The 18,042-nt window shown below is 56.0% G+C and carries 16 protein-coding genes; 15 read left to right on the top strand and 1 reads right to left on the bottom strand.

Annotated elements, in window-relative coordinates; all coding sequences use genetic code 11:
• The first annotated feature begins 325 nt into the window (after positions 1-325).
• The 7 genes from NTX71_04705 (at position 326) to NTX71_04675 (ending at position 7,277) form a co-directional block, all read left to right on the top strand.
• Positions 326-1,336, top strand: coding sequence for an ornithine carbamoyltransferase (locus NTX71_04705; GenBank protein MCX6339203.1), 1,011 nt, complete (start codon positions 326-328; stop codon positions 1,334-1,336).
• Between the two features lie 131 nt (positions 1,337-1,467).
• A complete protein-coding gene (locus NTX71_04700; protein ID MCX6339202.1) occupies positions 1,468-2,478 on the top strand; it encodes an ornithine carbamoyltransferase in 1,011 nt (336 codons plus the stop codon).
• 107 nt (positions 2,479-2,585) lie between these two features.
• Positions 2,586-2,864, top strand: coding sequence for a hypothetical protein (locus NTX71_04695; protein MCX6339201.1), 279 nt, complete (start codon positions 2,586-2,588; stop codon positions 2,862-2,864).
• Between the two features lie 73 nt (positions 2,865-2,937).
• Positions 2,938-3,909 (top strand): carbamate kinase, encoded by a 972-nt coding sequence (gene arcC / locus NTX71_04690; GenBank protein ID MCX6339200.1) that lies wholly within the window; start codon positions 2,938-2,940, stop codon positions 3,907-3,909.
• Positions 3,910-3,993: 84 nt separating this feature from the next.
• Positions 3,994-5,232: a threonine synthase gene (locus NTX71_04685; protein MCX6339199.1), complete on the top strand. Its 1,239-nt coding sequence runs from the start codon at positions 3,994-3,996 to the stop codon at positions 5,230-5,232.
• 216 nt (positions 5,233-5,448) lie between these two features.
• On the top strand, positions 5,449-6,387 hold the full coding sequence (gene argF, locus NTX71_04680; GenBank protein MCX6339198.1) for an ornithine carbamoyltransferase: 939 nt from the start codon (positions 5,449-5,451) through the stop codon (positions 6,385-6,387).
• 104 nt (positions 6,388-6,491) lie between these two features.
• Positions 6,492-7,277, top strand: a complete 786-nt coding sequence (locus NTX71_04675) for a rhomboid family intramembrane serine protease (GenBank protein MCX6339197.1) — start codon at positions 6,492-6,494, stop codon at positions 7,275-7,277.
• A gap of 25 nt (positions 7,278-7,302) precedes the next feature.
• On the opposite strand, the gene NTX71_04670 is transcribed toward NTX71_04675, so the two are convergent.
• Positions 7,303-8,220: a Ppx/GppA family phosphatase gene (locus NTX71_04670; GenBank protein ID MCX6339196.1), complete on the bottom strand. Its 918-nt coding sequence runs from the start codon at positions 8,218-8,220 to the stop codon at positions 7,303-7,305.
• 748 nt (positions 8,221-8,968) lie between these two features.
• Between NTX71_04670 and NTX71_04665 the strand changes: the two genes are divergently transcribed.
• The 8 genes from NTX71_04665 (at position 8,969) to rplU (ending at position 17,970) form a co-directional block, all read left to right on the top strand.
• Positions 8,969-9,373, top strand: coding sequence for a hypothetical protein (locus tag NTX71_04665; protein MCX6339195.1), 405 nt, complete (start codon positions 8,969-8,971; stop codon positions 9,371-9,373).
• 420 nt (positions 9,374-9,793) lie between these two features.
• The gene (locus NTX71_04660; protein MCX6339194.1) at positions 9,794-9,979 is read left to right on the top strand and encodes a hypothetical protein; all 186 of its coding nucleotides are present in this window, start codon (positions 9,794-9,796) and stop codon (positions 9,977-9,979) included.
• Between the two features lie 158 nt (positions 9,980-10,137).
• Entirely contained in the window at positions 10,138-11,097 is a 960-nt protein-coding gene (locus NTX71_04655) for a XamI family restriction endonuclease (GenBank protein ID MCX6339193.1), read from the top strand.
• Between the two features lie 5 nt (positions 11,098-11,102).
• On the top strand, positions 11,103-12,698 hold the full coding sequence (locus NTX71_04650) for an SAM-dependent DNA methyltransferase (GenBank protein MCX6339192.1): 1,596 nt from the start codon (positions 11,103-11,105) through the stop codon (positions 12,696-12,698).
• Positions 12,699-12,813: 115 nt separating this feature from the next.
• Positions 12,814-13,623: a hypothetical protein gene (locus tag NTX71_04645; GenBank protein ID MCX6339191.1), complete on the top strand. Its 810-nt coding sequence runs from the start codon at positions 12,814-12,816 to the stop codon at positions 13,621-13,623.
• A 621-nt stretch (positions 13,624-14,244) separates the two neighbouring features.
• Positions 14,245-15,888 (top strand): IS1634 family transposase, encoded by a 1,644-nt coding sequence (locus tag NTX71_04640; GenBank protein ID MCX6339190.1) that lies wholly within the window; start codon positions 14,245-14,247, stop codon positions 15,886-15,888.
• A 245-nt stretch (positions 15,889-16,133) separates the two neighbouring features.
• Positions 16,134-16,793 carry a PDZ domain-containing protein gene (locus tag NTX71_04635; protein MCX6339189.1) on the top strand — a complete coding sequence of 220 codons (660 nt, stop codon included), beginning with the start codon at positions 16,134-16,136 and terminating at the stop codon, positions 16,791-16,793.
• 862 nt (positions 16,794-17,655) lie between these two features.
• The gene (gene rplU, locus NTX71_04630; GenBank protein ID MCX6339188.1) at positions 17,656-17,970 is read left to right on the top strand and encodes a 50S ribosomal protein L21; all 315 of its coding nucleotides are present in this window, start codon (positions 17,656-17,658) and stop codon (positions 17,968-17,970) included.
• Positions 17,971-18,042: the final 72 nt, after the last annotated feature.

Below are 18,042 nucleotides of genomic sequence, written 5' to 3'. Positions count from 1 at the left end.
CTTGCACAGAGATTGTACACTTGTTCTTTTCGCCTTTGGATGATTATCAGTTTTGCAGGGGTAACGGTAAATGATGTTCGCCACGGATTTTCACGGATAACCACACGGATGGCCGCAGATGAAGCTTTCTTTTCATCTGTGGATATCCGTCATAATCCGTGTTCATCCGTGGCCCCCCTCTATAAGTGACCCCTTACGACAAGCAGCGATTTTTGATTGACAGGCGGTACTGCATTGCGTACACTACTCCGCTACTGTAGGAAAAAGGATTAATGCGCTGTAGGTCGTAAGCGTATACCGCACTCTGAGAAAGGAGGGAGTGGACGTGATTACCAGGAGGATGAGGGGCAAGGATTTTATAAGCATCATGGATTACAATCTGGAGGAGATCGAGAGCATTTTCGAGGTGGCCCAGTACCTCAAGATGAAGTGGGCCATCGGTGAATCGCACGAGCTTCTCAAGGGGAAAACGCTGGGAATGCTGTTCGCGTCCCCGTCAACCAGGACGCGCATCTCTTTTGAAACGGGCATGACGCAGCTCGGCGGGCACGCGCAGTACTACAGTCCCGAGCAGCTCCAGCTCAAGAACAAGGAGTCGTGGAAGGATACGGCCGAGATGATCAGCCGCTTCATCGACGGCTTCGCGATCCGGCTCTACAACCTCAAGGCCCAGATGGGTGCCGAGAAATACGACTACGGCGACGCGCGCGAGGTGCTGTGCGCCATCGCGAAGGACGCGAACATCCCGGTGATCAACATGCTCGACGACAAGGAGCACCCCTGCCAGATCATGGCCGACATCATGACCATGCGGGAGAAGTTCGGCCAGGGCTACAAGGAGAAGAAGGTCGTCATGGGATGGGCGTGGGACGACAGGGCCAAGTCCGCGGGCGTGCCGCAAACGATGGTCGTGGCCGGCGGCATCATGGGGATGAACATCGTCCTGGCCTTCCCGGACGAGGCGGGATGCTACGACATAGACCCGGAGTACTTGAAATTTGCTCAGGCAGCGGCGAAGGAATCCGGCGGTAGGATCACCGTTGAGCATGACATATGGAAGGCCTGTAAGGGCGCCGACGTGATCTACTGCAAGAGCTGGGCGCGGAAGCCGGACGTCCACGCTGAGAAGGGTCCGAAGTACGCAAAGGACTGGTGCATCTCTCACAAGCATTTCGAGGTGGCCAATTCACGTGCCGTCTACATGCACTGCCTGCCCGCGAAGCGCGGCAAGGAAGTGACGGACGAGCTCATCGACGATCCGAAGATATCCATCGTGAACGACGAGGCGGAGAACCGCCTGCATGTCCAGAAGGCCATTATGGCGTTGACGATGTGAGACCGCCAGTGGTATAGTGTGCTCCCGCGCGAGCGACAGGTGGTAAGCGGATGCGCGCTTACCACCTGTGCTCTGTAGGCCGCGGGTGAGTCCTAACCATCAATCGTTCAGAGAGGAGAGGTGAGGGACACATGTCAGATTTAACGGGAAGAGACCTGGTGTGCACGCAGGAGTGGTCAGTGAAGGAACTTACCAAGGTTCTCGACTTGGCCGAGCATATGCGCAAGAAGCGCTATGATAAAAAGTATACGAAGCTTTTGCTGAACAAGACATTCTTCATGTTCTTCTATAACCCATCGGTCCGCACGCGCCAGAGTTTCGAGTGCGCCGCCACCGAACTGGGTGGGCACGCGCAGTTCCTCGAGCCCAAGACGATGCGGCTCAAGACGGCGAAGACCGCCGGTGAGACGGTTGAGGACGCGGCGAAGGTGATGAGTCGCTACGCATGCGGTCTCGGGATACGGATACTCGAGGACAAGGTGAGCCGGTACGGGGAAGGTGACGAGCTGATCCGCGAGTACGCACGGTGGTCTGATATCCCGGTCATCAGCATGGCGCATGACAAGTTTCACCCCTGTCAGGGGCTGGCAGACGTCATGGGACTCAGGAAGCACCTCGGGAAGAACATCAAGGGCAAAAAGCTGCTCCAGGTGTGGGGGCAGGGAGCGCTCGCCCGATCGTGGTGCTCCGTCCAGGAGAGCTTGCTCATCTGCTCGCGCTTCGGCATGGATGTCACGCTCGCGTACCCCGAGGGGTATGACCTGGACCCCGCCGTGATCGAGCAGGTGAAGAAGAACTGCGCTGACAACAAGGCGAAATTTGCGATTACCCACGATCCGAGAGCGGGGTACCGGGGAGCGGATGTGGTGTACTCCCGCAACTGGATGACCCCGCACGCCTATGACAAGGGCGAGTTCGACAAGCAGGGCGAGGTTGAGAAGGCCATGAAGTACACGGAATGGATATGCGACGCGGCGAAGATGAGGCTCACCAACAACGCGCTGTTCACGCACCCGATGCCGATCGACCGTGGGAACGAGGTGACCGATGAGGTTGCGAGCGGGCCGCGCTCGATCATCTACGACGTCGCGGAAAATCGCCTGCATGTTCAGAAGGCGATCATGGCCCTCACCATGGCCTGACTACAGTTGAAAGTGTAAGGTTGAAGGTTTAAAGAATAAACCTAGATGTCTTTATACCTTAAGCTTTCAACTTTAGGCCGTGTTTAGGTGCGTCCGGGGAAACTGATATGGATCCTTATATGGTGCAGCACTGGCTCGCGTGGAGCATTGTGGTCGTCATTTTGATGCTGGGCGCGTGGATGAAGATGGGTTCATATCTGTTCTATCTCGGCCTCGCCGCGTTGCTCGCGCTGGTGGAGGCGATTTTGCGCTTCAGGTTGTCGATACAGATCGTGAGCTTTGTGGTGGCATCCATTGTCCTTGTGTGCGGGAGCTGGGCAATCTCCTCCCGCATGCAGAAGAGAAAAACTGCCCTTCCCGGTGACCGGCCTCCCCCGGGGCACTGAGGGAACGCATGACCTGGGAACCCTCTCTGTGTTGAGTAATATGAGAATGAAATAAAAGGAGGTATGTTCAAAGATGAGAAAAGTGATTGTGGTGGCGCTGGGAGGCAACGCGATCAAACAGGCCGATGAGAAGGGCACGGCCGAGGATCAGCTCAGGAACGTCGAGATCACCAGCACGCAGCTCGTGAGCATGCTGAAGTACGGTCACCGGCTCGTGATCACCCATGGCAACGGCCCGCAGGCGGGGAATCTGCTCCTCCAGCAGGAAGCGGCGACCGGCGAAGTGCCCGCCCAGCCGCTCGACATCGTCGGCGCGATGACGCAGGGGCAGATCGGATACATGTTCCAGCAGACCATGCAGAACATGCTCTGGAAAGAGAAGCTGCCGCTCCCCGTGGTGTCCATCGTGAACCAGGTGCTCGTGAGCGAGGACGACCCGGACTACCAGGACCCCAGCAAGCCGGTCGGCCCGTTCTATGCAGAGGAGGAGGCCGCGAGGATCAAAAAGGAGCGCCCTGACTACGTCATCAAGGAAGTCAAGCCAAAGAGTGTCGCGAAACGGTTCCGGCGCGTCGTGGCGTCTCCAGACCCGATCAGAAACATGGAGTACGTCGCCATACGGCGCATGGTGGATTCTGGGATCGTCGTCATTGCCTCGGGCGGCGGCGGTGTCCCCGTGGTGTATGACAAGAACGATAACCTGAGGGGGACCGCGGCCGTCATAGACAAGGACAAGGCCGGCGAGCGGCTCGCCGAGGTCGTCGGGGCTGACATCTTCCTCATCCTCACCGACGTGGACGCCGCGCGGATCAACTTCGGAACCCCTCAGGAAAAACCGGTAAGGAGCGTCACCCTCTCGGAGATAAAGAAGCTCCACAAGGAGGGTCATTTCAAGGCGGGCAGCATGGGGCCCAAGGTGCTCGCGTGCATACGATTCATGGAGTGGGGCGGCCAGTGCGCCATCATCACCAGCCTGGATAAGGCGATCGATGCCCTCCTAGGGAAGGCGGGGACCCGGATTGTCCCCGACCCCGTGAACGGATAGCGTGTAGTGGTCGAGGGTTGAGCGTCTGATAGCGCGTATTCTCTCAGCCCGCGACGCTCAGCCCTCATCTATTTCTGGAGAGCAATGCACCACGTTCTCGGATTGAAGTGCACCGGCTGCGGGCGGGAGTTTGAGGCCCGCGGCATGCGCTACGTGTGCGACCGCTGCGGGAAGAACCTCGATGTCGTGTATGACTACGCCGCCATCCGCAAAAGGCTCACGCGCGAGACCCTGGCGGCGAATACCGATTTCTCAGTCTGGCGCTACTGGGATCTCTATCCCCTGGAAGACCATTCCACGATCATGCCGCTCGCAATCGGGTGGAGCCCCCTCTACCGGGCTGAAGCACTCGCCAGTCGGCTTGGGATCAAGACACTTTTCCTCAAGGATGACGGGAGGAACCCGAGCGCGTCATTTAAGGACAGGGCCAGCTCGGTGGCCATTGCGAAGGCCCTCGATCTCGGCTTCAACAAAATATGCGGCGCCTCGACAGGCAACGCGGCATCGTCAACCGCGTGCCTCTGCGCGAGCATCGGCCTGAGCCCGATCATCTTTGTCCCCGAGACGGCCCCGAAGGCCAAGATCGCCCAGCTCCTCATCTTCGGCGCAAAGGTATTCGCCGTGAAGGGCTCCTACGATGACGCCTTCGATCTATGCCTCGAGGCGGCAGAGGAGTACGGGTGGTACAACCGGAACACCGGCTACAATCCCTACACGCGCGAGGGGAAGAAGAGCTGCTCATTCGAGATATGCGAGCAGTTGAACTGGGAGGTTCCCGATCTCGTATTTGTGCCTGTCGGCGACGGGAACATCATCAGTGGCATATGGAAGGGATTCAGGGACCTGCAGGGTGTGGGACTGATCCATAGCATGCCAAAGCTCGTCGCCGTCCAGTCCGAGAAGAGCAGCGCCGTGGCGGACGCGGTGAATGGCGACGGCGTCATCCGCCCGGTGAAGGCGACGACGATCGCCGACAGCATATCCGTTGACCTCCCGAGGGACGGTGATATGGCGGTGCGCGCGGTGAGGGAATCGGAGGGCATGGCCGTCACGGTGCGCGACGAGGAGATTCTAGACACAATACCGCTGCTCGCCCGGACGTGCGGCATATTTGCCGAGCCCGCGGGCGCGACGAGTGTGGCGGGATTGAAGAAGCTCATCGCCAAGGGGGATTTGTCGGGATCGGAGAGGATCGTATGCCTGATCACGGGGAACGGGCTCAAGGATGTCGATACCGCCATGAAGATCGCCGGCCGGACAATCTCCATCGAGCCCGATCTGGACAGCCTGAAGAAGGCCATCGGCGGTGCCGGCATCGAATAAAAATATATTTTCACCACGGAGGCACGGAGGGCACGGAGAAACTCAAGAGTTTAACCGCGGATGACGCTGATTTCGCGGATTAATTTTAACCGCAGGTAAACACGGATTATTTCTTGCCCTGGAAACCAGAAACGCGAAACTGTTGTTGCTGTTTTAAAGATCTCCGTGCCCTCCGTGCCTCCGTGGTGAGAATTTAACGTTGTTATGGAGGAATCAATGAAGAGTAAGGACCTGATCAGCATTGACGCACTCGATAGGGGAGAGATATTGGAAATCTTTTCCAGGACAAAAGAGCTCAAGGATAAGCTGAAGAGGGGCACGCCCACCCCCGTGCTCGCGGGGAAGACCCTCGGCATGATTTTCCATAAGCCGTCCACGCGCACGAGGGTTTCATTCGAGGTGGGGATGTTCCAGCTCGGCGGACACGCCCTCTATCTCGGCGCGGGCGACCTTCAACTCGGCCGGGGAGAAACCATCGCTGATACCGCGAGGACCCTGTCCCGCTACCTGAACGGGATCATGATACGGACCTTCAGCCATCAGGATGTGATCGAACTTGCCAACCACGCCTCAATCCCGGTGATCAACGGCCTCACGGACCTCCTCCACCCGTGCCAGGTGCTCGGCGATATCTACACGGTGCTGGAGCATTTCCACAGGGACGTGAACGCTCCGCGCCTCGACGATATCAAGGTCACGTTCATCGGTGACGGCAACAACGTGGCAAACTCCTGGGTGGAGGCCGCCGCGAAACTCGATTTCACGTTTACTATCTGTTCCCCCACGGGATTCGAGCCGGACAGGGAGATCTGGGCGGCGGCGAAAAGAGCGGGAGCGAAACTATGTATTGAAAGGGATCCGGCGAAGGCGGTGTCGGATGCCGATATCATCTATACCGATGTCTGGGCGAGCATGGGACAGGAGAAAGAACGCGAGAAGAGGCTGAAGATCTTCGAGCCATTCCGGGTGAATGGGCGGCTCATGTCAAAGGCCAAGAAGGGTGCCAGGGTGATGCACTGCCTCCCGGCCCACAGAGGCGAGGAGGCGACGGATGAGGTGCTCGACGGCCCCGCTTCCATAATCTTCGACCAGGCCGAAAACCGCCTCCATGTGCAGAAGGGGATCATGGCGCTCTTACTACAGTCGAAAGTGTAAGGTTGAAAGTTTAAAGCGTCCAAAGCCATATTAGGGTGAAAAGTTTATTGGTGACATTGAAAAATCCTTAAACTTTACACTTTCAACTTTAGGCTGTTTTGCCCATGCTTCCCATCCGCGACATCAATCCCGCTTCCGCCACGCCGTTGGTGACCGTTGCACTCGTGGCCATCTGCGTCATCGTCTTCGTCTATCAGCTTGTACTCGGAGTGAGCGAGGGCCCCTTTGCCGCTCAGTCGTTCGTGTACCGCCACGGCCTCATCCCCTTTGAGATTGCGCATGGCGTGAAACTTACCCCGCATCCCTCGCGCCTTCCGCATCCCCTCTCCTCGTTCGGGTGGCCTGATGAAGCGCGGCTTCGGGTCGTCAGCGAGCCCGTGCGCGGCTTCGGTGAAGCAATCAGGATCCTCTATCTCCCTATAATCCTCTCCATCTTCATGCACGGCAGTGTCATCCACCTTGGATTCAATATGCTCTTCCTCTGGGTCTTCGGCAATAACGTGGAAGATGCGATGGGCCATATCCGCTTCCTCTTCTTTTACCTGATCTGCGGCGCGGCCGCTGCCCTCATCCATGTGGTCACCAATCTCAACTCCCAGATCCCCACGATAGGAGCGAGCGGCGCGATCGCCGGCGTCATGGGGGCATACCTGGTGCTCTATCCGCGCGCGCGCATCCTGACGCTCGTCCCGCTCTTTTTCTATTTCACCTTCGTGGAGCTCCCCGCGGTGGTATTTCTCGGGATCTGGTTTCTGATGCAGCTCCTCATGGCCAGGAGCGGAGGAGACGTCGCGTGGTTCGCCCACATTGGCGGGTTTATCGCGGGGCTCTTCCTCGTCAGGAGATTCGTCAAGTACAGCCCCCGGAGCCGGGGACGTTACGGCCGGTGAGCGGTAGCCCGTGTGGCGAAGCCTGTCACCCCTCGGCGAGTTCCATGACAGCGCCATGGAGAATCCCCTCATCGCTCACGGTGATCTCTCTGAATTCGTAGAACTCCATGATGCCCCGGAGGACAATGAGACCTGCGACGATGATGTCGGCCCTTTTTTCTTCAAGCCCTGGCATTTTCCTCCGCGCGTCGAGCGGCATCCCGGAGAGTTTTGCGATGAGCCCCGCGACCTGTGCGAGCGATACCACGCAGCCGTGGATTTTCTCAGGCTCATAGCGTGCGAGGCCGAGCGTGAGCGCGGCCGCGGTGGTGATCGTGCCGCCGGCGCCGATGAGCCTCGCTGTAGGAGCGTCGCCTTTGGGCATCTCTCGATCAAGCGTGCGAGCGATGCATTCCCGCAGTGATCTTCTCTCGCTTTCTGGTGGAGGATCGGAAGTGAGGAACAGCTCCGTCATCCTCACGCAGCCGAGGGCAGCGCTTCTGAACACAGGTTCCCCCTTTGCGGATGGAATGATGAACTCCACGCTCCCGCCGCCGATGTCGATGACCAGCGCGTTCTTGGGTAGGGGTGGGATCGTCCGGGTGACACCGCGATAGGCGAGCGCCGCCTCCTCGATACCGCTCAGGATCCTGACGCCCTGGCCGGTTCTCTCCTTGACCCTGTCTATGAATGATTTGGCATTCTCAGCCTCGCGCAGGATGGCGGTGCCGAAGAGAAGGAAGCGCTCTGCCCGGGCGCGCCTGCCCAGTCCGACGTATCGCTCCACCGCGGCAGCGGTTCTCTCAGCCGCATCGGGAGAGATCAGCGGGCTCCTCCCCATCCCCCCGCCCAGCCGCGTGATCTCGATGCCGCGCTCGACCGGGGAAATACGCCCCCCGCGCGCGACGTCCGCGATAAGGCAGCGGACAGAATTTGATCCTATGTCTATCGCGCACACACGCATGATATGAACCCTCTCTCGCAGACGTATAACAGACGGTTGAAGTATTGCTGAAGCTTATTAGATGCTAGTGTAAAACATTATGTGCTCACCTCACAAGGAAGAACCGGCGGCGGAGAAAAAATCAGGTTCAAACCTTTATACTATACACTGAGAGGAGCATAGTTGATGTAGTGCGAGCATGGCAAGACCACTGAGGATTGAATATTCGGGGCATGGTACCACGTTACAATCCGCGGGAACGAGCGGGGGGAGATATTCCGGGACGACAAGGACAGGAAGCGGAGCTGCGGTGACGAATAATCATATGCCCCTTCAGAAGCAGATGTTAAAAGACCGAAGATTGGCGAAACGGGTGAAACAGATTCACAACAAACTTGTCAGTGTATAGTGAAGGTCTGATTGATGCTGCACGACTATACAATCGGTCGCCGGCATCAGTCATAACGAAGTTCCCGTGTTATACCAAAATCACCATAACCACGGAATTTCCAGTGTTATGGTAGCCGCCTGACCGCCTCCCGTCAAGATTCTTCGTCCCGCGAACAAGAAAAGCTTGACAGCACCTCTCGTAGACAATATGCTCTGGGCGTAGGGGACTCGGGTGCCCCGGCAAACGGAGATTTGTGTAGAATAACAAGTTGGCCGCAACGAGGAGGTAAAAAAGGAGGTATCCCATGAACAAGTGACCGCGATGAACGGAAGTGCGAGAGGAGACAGGACCGGATACTAAGAAGAGAGGAATGTGCAGATGAAAACCCTTGTTACGTTGTTTGCATGTGTCGTTGCTGCGTCCGTTGCGTACGCCGAAGCAGAAAAGGCACCGATATCCATAACGAAGCCGGGCAATGAAACGAAAGTTGACGAACGTCCGCTTGTTGAAGGGGCTGTTTCCAACACAACGGCGGTTGTCAAAGTGGTTGTTCACCCTATGGAGACAGGCGACTATTGGGTTCAACCGAATGTGAGCGTCAAGACTGATGGAACCTGGAAGGTCCAAATCTATATCGGAAGGCCGGGAGACATAGATGTCGGTAAGCATTTTGAGATCATGGCCTTTGCCGACCCCGAAACGAATCTGGAAGAAGGACGTGTTCTCAGCGACTGGCCGAAGGCCAAACACAAGTCAGGCGTCGTTGAAGTGATAAGGAGATGATGCGTGCATTCCGCGTTGACCCAACTTCAGGCCATCGGGTCCGCCTTGATGGCGGTCGGCGGTGCGATTCTGGGGCACACTCGGCTCAAACGTGTCGGTTGGTGTTTGCTTGTTGGCGGTTTGGCAGTGGTCATCCTGACGGTCTGGCAGACATTGGCCGAAGTGGCACGCCTGCAGCATCGTGATACGGAGCAGAAGGAGACAATCAGCACACTTCTTATTGCGCCGCCGGCTCGCGAGACCGCACGGAGGACTCCGCGCAACGTCAGTGGCGACGTAGTCATCCGGGAACCCCCGCAAGGCACAAGGATGCCCCAAGAAGGATATGTGGCTGGAACTATCTCCGACCCTGGTATAGAGGTCTGGCTTGTCGTGCACCCTTTGGACGTCAGTGCATACTGGGTTCAAGCAGCCGCGAACGTGAGTCGCGCAGGTAACTGGCGGTGTAAGGTCTACCTGGGCAGATCGGGGAATACCGATTCAGGAAAGGAGTTTGAGATCGTTGCCCTCGGAAAGCCCGTACAGCCCCTCAAAGAGGGCATGGTGTTGCCAGACTGGCCAGAAGCGGAATGGTCCTCAGACGTGCTCATGGTGCTGCGCGAGTAAACGCACAGACGAACTGCAGAAAAGGAACGACTGGCCAACAACCGCCTCCAGGCTATCGCGGTCCGCGGCGGACCGCTCAGCCTGAGGCGGGGCGTTAGGCGCACCAGGGTGGTGGCCGCGACAACCGGAAACGCAGTAGCCATGAACGGCTGGATCTCATGAAGGCTCGAAGGATCAACTCGAACAAGCCGCACCTGTGGAAGGCCGACATCGCGGCCTCTGTTGACCAATTCAACCAGTGGTTCATGCGATTTGCGCCCCAGGCGTTCCGTTCCACACGGGTGGAGACGACCGAGCACGTCAAGACGGCGCTCCTTGCCACAAACGACCTCCGGAACCTCGATGCGGCAACCTTGCGAAGTAACCCCGGAGCGTTGCCAACGCTCCGCATGTGCACGGCTCCACCCTTGGCAGTAGACCGTTTGATCGGGCTTGCCAAAGCGAGCAAGAATCTCGTCAGCCGGATGGAAAAGGCAAAGCTCCCCGCACGGATGCCTGGTGCAGATCTCGACACCGAGTTGAAAGCCCTGTGCCGCATCTTGGTGAAACTGTTGGACCGCGACATCTTCCCGTGGCTCGCCGGGAGTCGGAACCCCAACGACCACGAACGTGAACGAGCAGCCACGATCGTTGCCGATCGCCTATGCAGCGCGGTCGCCAACCCGATCGTCCGCAATGCTCAGGAGCAGCGCCAACTCGTACTGATCGGTAAGTACTTGGACAACCGAGGCTATCGCAAGCAGGCGCATCCGGCTGGGAAACCACTGATAGACATGGAGCCTGGCACCTACTCGTTTCGAATGAATCTACCTGTCGGCAGAGTGCTCAAGGTGAACATTCCCGTTGACGTGGTGATTCAGCCCAGAAAGCCCCGCAAGGATCGGCTCCCGATTCTCATCGAAGCCAAGTCGGCGGGCGACTTCACGAACACCAACAAGCGCCGCAAGGAGGAGGCGACCAAGATTCACCAGTTGCAGGCAACCTACGGCGCGACCGTGGCGTTCGTGCTCTTTCTCTGTGGGTACTTTGGCAGCGACTATCTGGGCTACGAAGCTGCCGAGGGGATCGACTGGGTGTGGGAGCACCGGATCGAGGACCTCGCGAAGCTGGGGCTATAACACCGATGATTATGCGACACGAGAACACGATTGAAGCTCGACGACAGGCCATGCAGGCGGCGCTCGATGCAAGGAAGTCGCCCGCCGAGAGGAACCGCCTCGGTCAATTCGCGACTCCCAACGCCCTCGCGATCGAGATTGCCCGCTACGTTCGGTCCATTGCGGGCCGCCGTCTCCGCGCGGTCCATTTCGCCGACCCCTCCGTTGGCACTGGCAGCTTCTACAGCGCCGCGCTCGCCGTTTTCGGTCCCGAGCAAATCGAGAAAGCCGTTGGCGTCGAACTCGATCCCGGCTTTTGTGATGCCGCCCGCGACCTGTGGGCGGAGGCGGGCCTTGATGTGATGCGGGGCGACTTTACCCGCATCGTCGCAAGCAGCAGCCGCCCGGTCGCGCCTAACCTGATCCTCGCCAACCCGCCTTACGTCCGGCATCATCACTTGGAGCGCGAGGACAAGGAACGCCTGCAAGCCCTCACGCACCGGATGACGGGCGTCGAGGTCAACGGCCTTGCGGGTCTGTACGTTTACTTCCTCCTTCTCGCCACGGCGTGGATGGAGGAAGGCGGCTATGCCGCGTGGCTTATCCCCTCCGAGTTCATGGACGTCAACTACGGCGCGGCGCTCAAACGCTTCCTGACGGACCGCGTGGAGCTTCTCCGCGTTCATCGTTTTGACGCCGAAGATGTGCAGTTCGGCGACGCTTTGGTCTCATCCGTCGTCTTGGTGTTCCACAAGGCGCCCCCGCCACGCGAACATACCGTGGAGTTTACCTTCGGTGGCACGATGGCTCAGCCGCACGCCCGCGAATCCGTCACGCTCGACCGACTGCGCGACTCACGCAAGTGGACCGTGTACCCCGAGCACGCTAGGAACGACCGTCGCACATCCACGAACGGCGAAGGGCCAACGCTCGGCGACTTGTTTCGAATCCAGCGCGGTATCGCCACGGGTAGCAACAAGTTCTTCGTCCTTGAGCGGACCGACGCGGCCAGACGCGGCCTACCGAAGAAGTTCCTGCGCCCCATCCTCCCCAGCCCGCGCCACCTCAAGGCGACGATCATCAATGCCGACGAGGATGGTTACCCGCTGATCGACCCACAGTTCTGCGTCATCGACTGCGAGCTGCCGGAGCATGTTGTTGAGGCCAAGTACCCGGCCCTTTGGGCATACCTGCAAACCGCCGAGGCGCTGGGGATCAAAGACGGTTATCTCGTCAGTAAGCGCTCGCCGTGGTACAGGCAGGAGCAACGGTTGCCTGCGCCCTTCCTTTGCACGTACATGGGTCGGGGCGCCGAGGAAAAGCAACCGTTTCGCTTCATCTGGAACCGCTCGGCCGCCATAGGGACGAACCTCTACCTCATGCTGTATCCACAGAGCACCCTCGCCGCGAAACTGCGCCTACAACCAGAGTGTGGCGCAGCGATCCACGAGTTCTTGCGATGTGTCACCGGGTACGAGCTGCGCGGAGAGGGACGCGTCTACGGCGGTGGGCTCAACAAGATTGAGCCGAGTGAGTTGGGCCGCATTTCGGCAGCACCGTTTATTGCGCGCTGGCCTGAGCTGAAGTCCGCTGTGCAACGCCAGATGGAGCTCTTCGGGTGACTTGCAGCAGAATCAGAGTGGGCACCACGGGGCGCCTAACAAGCCGATGAAGCTGACGGTCGCCTGCGGCGCCCGCAGCTTATCGGCAGGGCGTTCGGCATGAAGGAGGAAGATGATGGAATTCACGAAGTTTGAGTCCGTCTCCATACAGAATCATTCAGAGTTGAACGAGCGGTGGGTGCAGGATCGCATCGCCGAGGACCCGTCCATCCTTGGGCTTGGGGATATCGTCCTCAAGGACCGAGAACGCATTCAGGCAAAGGCGGGCCGGCTGGACCTGCTCCTGCAAGACGCCGAGTCAACCCGACGGTACGAGGTCGAGATACAACTCGGCACAACTGACGAAAGTCACATCATCCGCACAATCGAGTACTGGGATATCGAGCGGAAACGCTATCCGCAGTATGAGCACACGGCAGTCATCGTTGCAGAGGACATTACAAGTCGCTTTCTGAATGTGATCAACCTGTTCAATGGTACGATCCCGTTGATCGCCATACAAATGCGCGCTCTTCAGTCCGGTTCTAAAATCGGCTTGGTGTTTACGACTGTCGTTGACTTGCTGTCCTTGGGCCTCGTTGATGACGACGAAGAGGGACAGGAGCCTACGGATCGAGCCTACTGGGAATCGAGAGGTTCTAAGAAGACCGTGGGCATGGCGGACCAACTTCTTGGCATCGCCAAGCAGCACGACCCCACCCTGGAACTGAAATACAACAAGTTCTACATCGGGCTTGCAAGAAACGGACAACCGTGCAATTTCATGGTGTTCCGCCCCAAGAAGGGCTTCATCCGTTTCGAAGTCCGCCTCAAGAACACCCAAGAGACTCAAGAACGGCTGGAGTCAGCGGGACTCGACATCGTTCGGCGTTCGGCGTTCGGGGTCGCACCACGATATCTTATTGGCAATGAGGTGGTTGTGTGATTTCAGGGCCTTTAAAAGTGGCTTAGACCTCACATTCCGCGCTTCCGGGATGGTGTTTTTGAGGGATTTTAATTTTGTAACTCTAATCCCTCCAATTAGTTATGGCATGCCGATTTTTATCGCTCCGCTAATTATTGCACGCCTTTGTTCTTTTGTACTGCATTATTTGTCGCTACGCTGAGGAAGGGGAGCCTCATTCGGCTTTGCTCAATCAATGCCATCTCATAGTCGTCGAACATCTTTTTCATTTTGGACTGCATACCCAACAGTCTGCGCCGGAGGGAGCGAAATCTCCGGTAATTTTCCGTCAGCGTGCGCACATTTGCGAGATCAGAGGAAGGGACTTTGCGGGTAATGATTGTACCCTGCTGACTCCATGACATCCGAACATGGGGATGTCCCTTGGGACTTTGCGCGCACCAGCACCTGGCCTTGCCGCAGCGAGTAACCACGTGACTCACCGTTCCCCGCAGTAGTGGCTGCAGCGTGAGCAGCTGCCGGATCAGTCTCGTCTGTTGATCGTGCAGGGTGAGCAATGCAGTCCTGGATTTTGTTGTTGTCATCTTGATTATATTAAAGCATTATATGTTCAAGATGTCAACTAACTCTGACAGGCAACTTATGCGTTTGCAGGTGGGCGGGTTGCCGCTTGTGGATGAGATCATGCGACGGATGCGCCTGAGGCAAATCCTGGGCGATACTATTCCGGCTTCTGAACGAGGATCAATCCCCGCCGTTGATGCAGTGCTGCTGCTCGTAATGAACATGGCGGTGGCGAAAGATCCTCTGTATGAACTCCAACAGTGGGTCGAATCAGTTGATCTGCGCTGCCTGGGATACGCACGACTCCCGGGCGTTAAATTCAGCGATGACAGGTTTACCCGGGCGCTTGACAAACTGTATCAGGCCGACCGGGCCTCCCTCATGACATCGGTTGTGGTTTCAGCCGTCAGGACGTTCAAGATCGATCTGAGTCGCATCCACAACGATTGCACCACAGTCTCAACATTCGGCAGGATCGCCGGACGGACGCGCTCCGGGCTTGAAATGCTCCGTGGGTACAGTAAGGGCCATCGGCCCGATCTCAAGCAGCTTGTATTCTGCTTGAGCATCTGTGAGGACGGGGCAGTTCCCGTACATCATAAGGCGTATCCCGGGAACCGGAACGAGGATGCCACCCACATTGAGACCTGGGAGACGTTGCGCCAGATTCACGGGCGCCCTGATTTTATCTATGTGGGAGACTGCAAGCTCTGCGGGCAGAAGCAACTTGCACACATCGTCTCCGGTGGAGGCCGGGCGATAACCATCCTCCCGGAAGGCAGACTGGAGGCTCGTCAATTCAAGGACGGGATCCGCGTGGCCGGCATAAAAAAGAAACTGCTCTGGAGAAGGCCAAAGCCCTGTGATGAGTCCACGACTGAATATTTTTACCTCTATGAGGGTCAACACCGCACGCGGGTGGATAGCTATCCACTATGGTGGTATTCCTCCAGTGAGAAGCGCGAACGGGATCGATATAGCCGTGAAGATCGGCTGCGGAGGGCAGGGGTGTCCCTTGCGGCGTTAAACCTGAAGATCAACAAGGGCCGTTTGGAGAAAAAGGGACGCATTGAACGAGCTGCCACGGGAATCCTCACACAGCTGGATGTGCGGCATCTTATGCGCGTCGATGTCAGGACCCATATTGAGCGCATGCGGCTACGGCGTCGAGGGCGCCCCGGAATCCATTCCCAATACAGGACAGCCTGCCGGGTCTCTTACAGTCTGCATTGGTCGCCCGATCAAGATGCCCTGCGCCGAGAAGCCCGAACCGACGGGCTGTTTCCCCTGGTCTGTACCGACCCAATGGTGTCTCCCAGAGATGTGCTGAAAATATACAAGTATCAGCCTCGGCTTGAGAAACGCTTCAGTCAATTCAAGAGCATTCACCGGGCAGCGCCGCTGTTATTCAAGCGAATTGATCGGGTTGAAGCAAATATGTTCGTGTTCTTCCTCGCGTTATTGGTGCAGGCGCTCATTGAGCGGTTGGTATGTCATCGGATCAAGGCACAGAAGCTTGATCCCTTGAAGCTGTATCCGGAAGAGCGTGATGCGCCACATCCTACCACTTCTCGAATCCTGAAGACCTTTGAGGGTATCTCCACTTACCGAATCACTCAGAACAGCCACACACTGGAGGAGTACCGGGATCAGTTAAACCACACGCAACGACAGGTCTTAAAACTAATGGATATTACAGAAGAGAAATTCTGGAAATTTTGATCTAATAACTCATCATAAATCACGAAATACTCATTCCCGGAAGCGCGGAATGTGAGTTAGACGCGATTTTTGGGCCTGAAAATTGCCTGTAAGGAATGCTCATGGGGAACAGTCGCTTTGCTGGCGCGGATGCGCGAACGCTCATGCGTTCGCTCCTCCCCGCGTCCCGCTCCTGCCTACCGGCAGGCAGGCAGTGGGATCGCCGCGCAATTCGGTCGTTATATTAATAAGGAGGAAAATGAATTATGGGAAAGTATCGATTATTTTTATTTATGGGAGGTATTTTTATATTTTTCTTTATTGGTTGTCTTTCTGCCGAACAAATTTACCAAACAGGTTGGATTGGAGGTAATTACTCGAAAATGTCTGCATTACCGGATAAGATAAGACAAAATCAATCAGGTGCAATATTTGTCTCCAGAGTTTATGAAAATACACCACTATTGAATGCCGGGATTAAAGAAGGCGATCTTATCTTTAAAATAGATACTAAGGAAGTGGATAATATAAAAACATTTAGAAAGATAATAGAAAAAAGTACGACAGGAACAAAAATTACATTAACAATATATCGCGATGGAGAAATAATAGATTGTCCTATTACAGTAGGAAAAGAGACTTATCAGAAAAGTATTTTTTTGGGCATTGGACTTCCTGTATCACTTAAATTTGATCCTATTCCAAATCCTGATTTTTCCATTTTCGGTATCTTGCATTACGAAAAAAATAATAGCCAGCTGGAATTAAACTCTCCAGAGAATAAATATTTAAAAAACATAAACTCAGAATTCAATATGAGAGAAAGCTGGTCTGCCTGTTTTGCAATATTGGTATTTGGTGGACATAAGGAAATTCTCACTCAAGAAATATTGCAATCAGAGGCACCGAGACACAAAAAACAATAAGAGGATATAAAATAATTTTGTTCTTTGTTGCTTTGTGCGAAAACTAAATAATTTATTCGTATAATTCGTGCCATTTGTTGTAAAAAAATATAACGAGTCAATGCAGCCGACCGCAAAAAGCGCGGCGGCCGATTTCTACGTTGGGCATGGAAAATTATGATTGAGGACCCCATTGCCTGCGCAGTATAATATTTCATAAGAGAAGAGATAAATCATGCACAACGAATTCACGGCAATTGTCGAGCGCGATGGGCGGTGATTCATTGCTTACTGCCCCGAGATTCCCGGAGCGAACGGCCAGGGACGCACGAAAAAGGAGTGCCTGAAGAACTTGGCAGACGCCATCGAGTTGATTCTTGAGGACCGCAGGAAGGATGTCCTTCGCGGTATTCCCCCGAATGCTGAAAGGGAATTGGTGGCGCTCGGATGAAGCAAAAGGAACTGCTCCGTCACTTCCGGCGACACGGGTGTTTCCTTAAGCGTGAGGGAGCATCTCACTCTTTGTGGACGAATCCTGCCACGGGGTGGATTGAAGCTATTCCCCGGCATAATGAGATCTCCAAAAACTCGCTAAGAAGATTTGCCGTTGTCTCTCCGTTCCAAAGCCAAAATAAACGGGAAATATCGGGGTCTCGACACTATTGACTAGGGCAGGGATTCATCCGACCCGCTTGGCGGGCTTGATGAATCAAGCCCCTACAGGGAGAACTGCTTCTGATTGCATTTCACCTATCAGGTGAACGTTTCGATATGGTATCCGCCATTTCGGGCGGGAGATCTACACAGGCGGGAGATCTACCTTGACAAAGGGGGATGAAAAAAGTATAGTATCTCATCGTTGTAAAACTTGAGGGAGGAAGTAATGTTTGCTATAATACAGAGTGGTTCAAAGCAGTACAGAGTATCACAGGGCGACCGGCTCGTCATCGAAAAGGTGGATGCCGTTAAGGGGAAGGATATTGAATTCAAGGACGTACTCCTTATCTCGGAGGGAGATAAGGTGCTCGTGGGGCATCCTACGGTCGACAATGCCGTGGTGATAGGGACGTCCGAGTCCGAGGAGAGGGGAACCAAGCTCTACCCGTTAAAGAAGAAGCGACGGAAAAATTACAGGCGACGCATCGGGCACCGACAGACCATGAGTGTGGTGAGAATCAAGGAGATCAAGACAGTCTGAAGTTTCAACCACTGAGGGCGCTCGAACCACCAATCTGCAAAATTTCAGCGTCTTCAGCGGTTACAACGCGGA

The organism is Candidatus Auribacterota bacterium (assembly GCA_026392035.1).
Taxonomy (GTDB): domain Bacteria; phylum Auribacterota; class Tritonobacteria; order UBA1439; family UBA1439; genus JAPLCX01.
The sequence above is the reverse complement of the archived record's forward strand: the minus strand, read 5'-3'. Positions and strand labels throughout refer to the sequence as shown.

What these genes read in the sequence shown, in the direction of transcription:
- NTX71_04685 (MCX6339199.1), top strand. Translation starts at nt 3,994, where the DNA reads ATGCACCACGTTCTCGGATTGAAGTGCACCGGCTGCGGGCGGGAGTTT.
- NTX71_04695 (MCX6339201.1), top strand. Translation starts at nt 2,586, where the DNA reads ATGGATCCTTATATGGTGCAGCACTGGCTCGCGTGGAGCATTGTGGTC.
- NTX71_04665 (MCX6339195.1), top strand. Translation starts at nt 8,969, where the DNA reads ATGAAAACCCTTGTTACGTTGTTTGCATGTGTCGTTGCTGCGTCCGTT.
- NTX71_04700 (MCX6339202.1), top strand. Translation starts at nt 1,468, where the DNA reads ATGTCAGATTTAACGGGAAGAGACCTGGTGTGCACGCAGGAGTGGTCA.
- NTX71_04670 (MCX6339196.1), bottom strand. Translation starts at nt 8,220, where the DNA reads ATGCGTGTGTGCGCGATAGACATAGGATCAAATTCTGTCCGCTGCCTT.
- NTX71_04635 (MCX6339189.1), top strand. Translation starts at nt 16,134, where the DNA reads ATGGGAAAGTATCGATTATTTTTATTTATGGGAGGTATTTTTATATTT.
- NTX71_04645 (MCX6339191.1), top strand. Translation starts at nt 12,814, where the DNA reads ATGGAATTCACGAAGTTTGAGTCCGTCTCCATACAGAATCATTCAGAG.
- NTX71_04640 (MCX6339190.1), top strand. Translation starts at nt 14,245, where the DNA reads ATGCGTTTGCAGGTGGGCGGGTTGCCGCTTGTGGATGAGATCATGCGA.
- NTX71_04675 (MCX6339197.1), top strand. Translation starts at nt 6,492, where the DNA reads ATGCTTCCCATCCGCGACATCAATCCCGCTTCCGCCACGCCGTTGGTG.
- argF (MCX6339198.1), top strand. Translation starts at nt 5,449, where the DNA reads ATGAAGAGTAAGGACCTGATCAGCATTGACGCACTCGATAGGGGAGAG.
- arcC (MCX6339200.1), top strand. Translation starts at nt 2,938, where the DNA reads ATGAGAAAAGTGATTGTGGTGGCGCTGGGAGGCAACGCGATCAAACAG.
- NTX71_04650 (MCX6339192.1), top strand. Translation starts at nt 11,103, where the DNA reads ATGATTATGCGACACGAGAACACGATTGAAGCTCGACGACAGGCCATG.
- rplU (MCX6339188.1), top strand. Translation starts at nt 17,656, where the DNA reads ATGTTTGCTATAATACAGAGTGGTTCAAAGCAGTACAGAGTATCACAG.
- NTX71_04655 (MCX6339193.1), top strand. Translation starts at nt 10,138, where the DNA reads ATGAAGGCTCGAAGGATCAACTCGAACAAGCCGCACCTGTGGAAGGCC.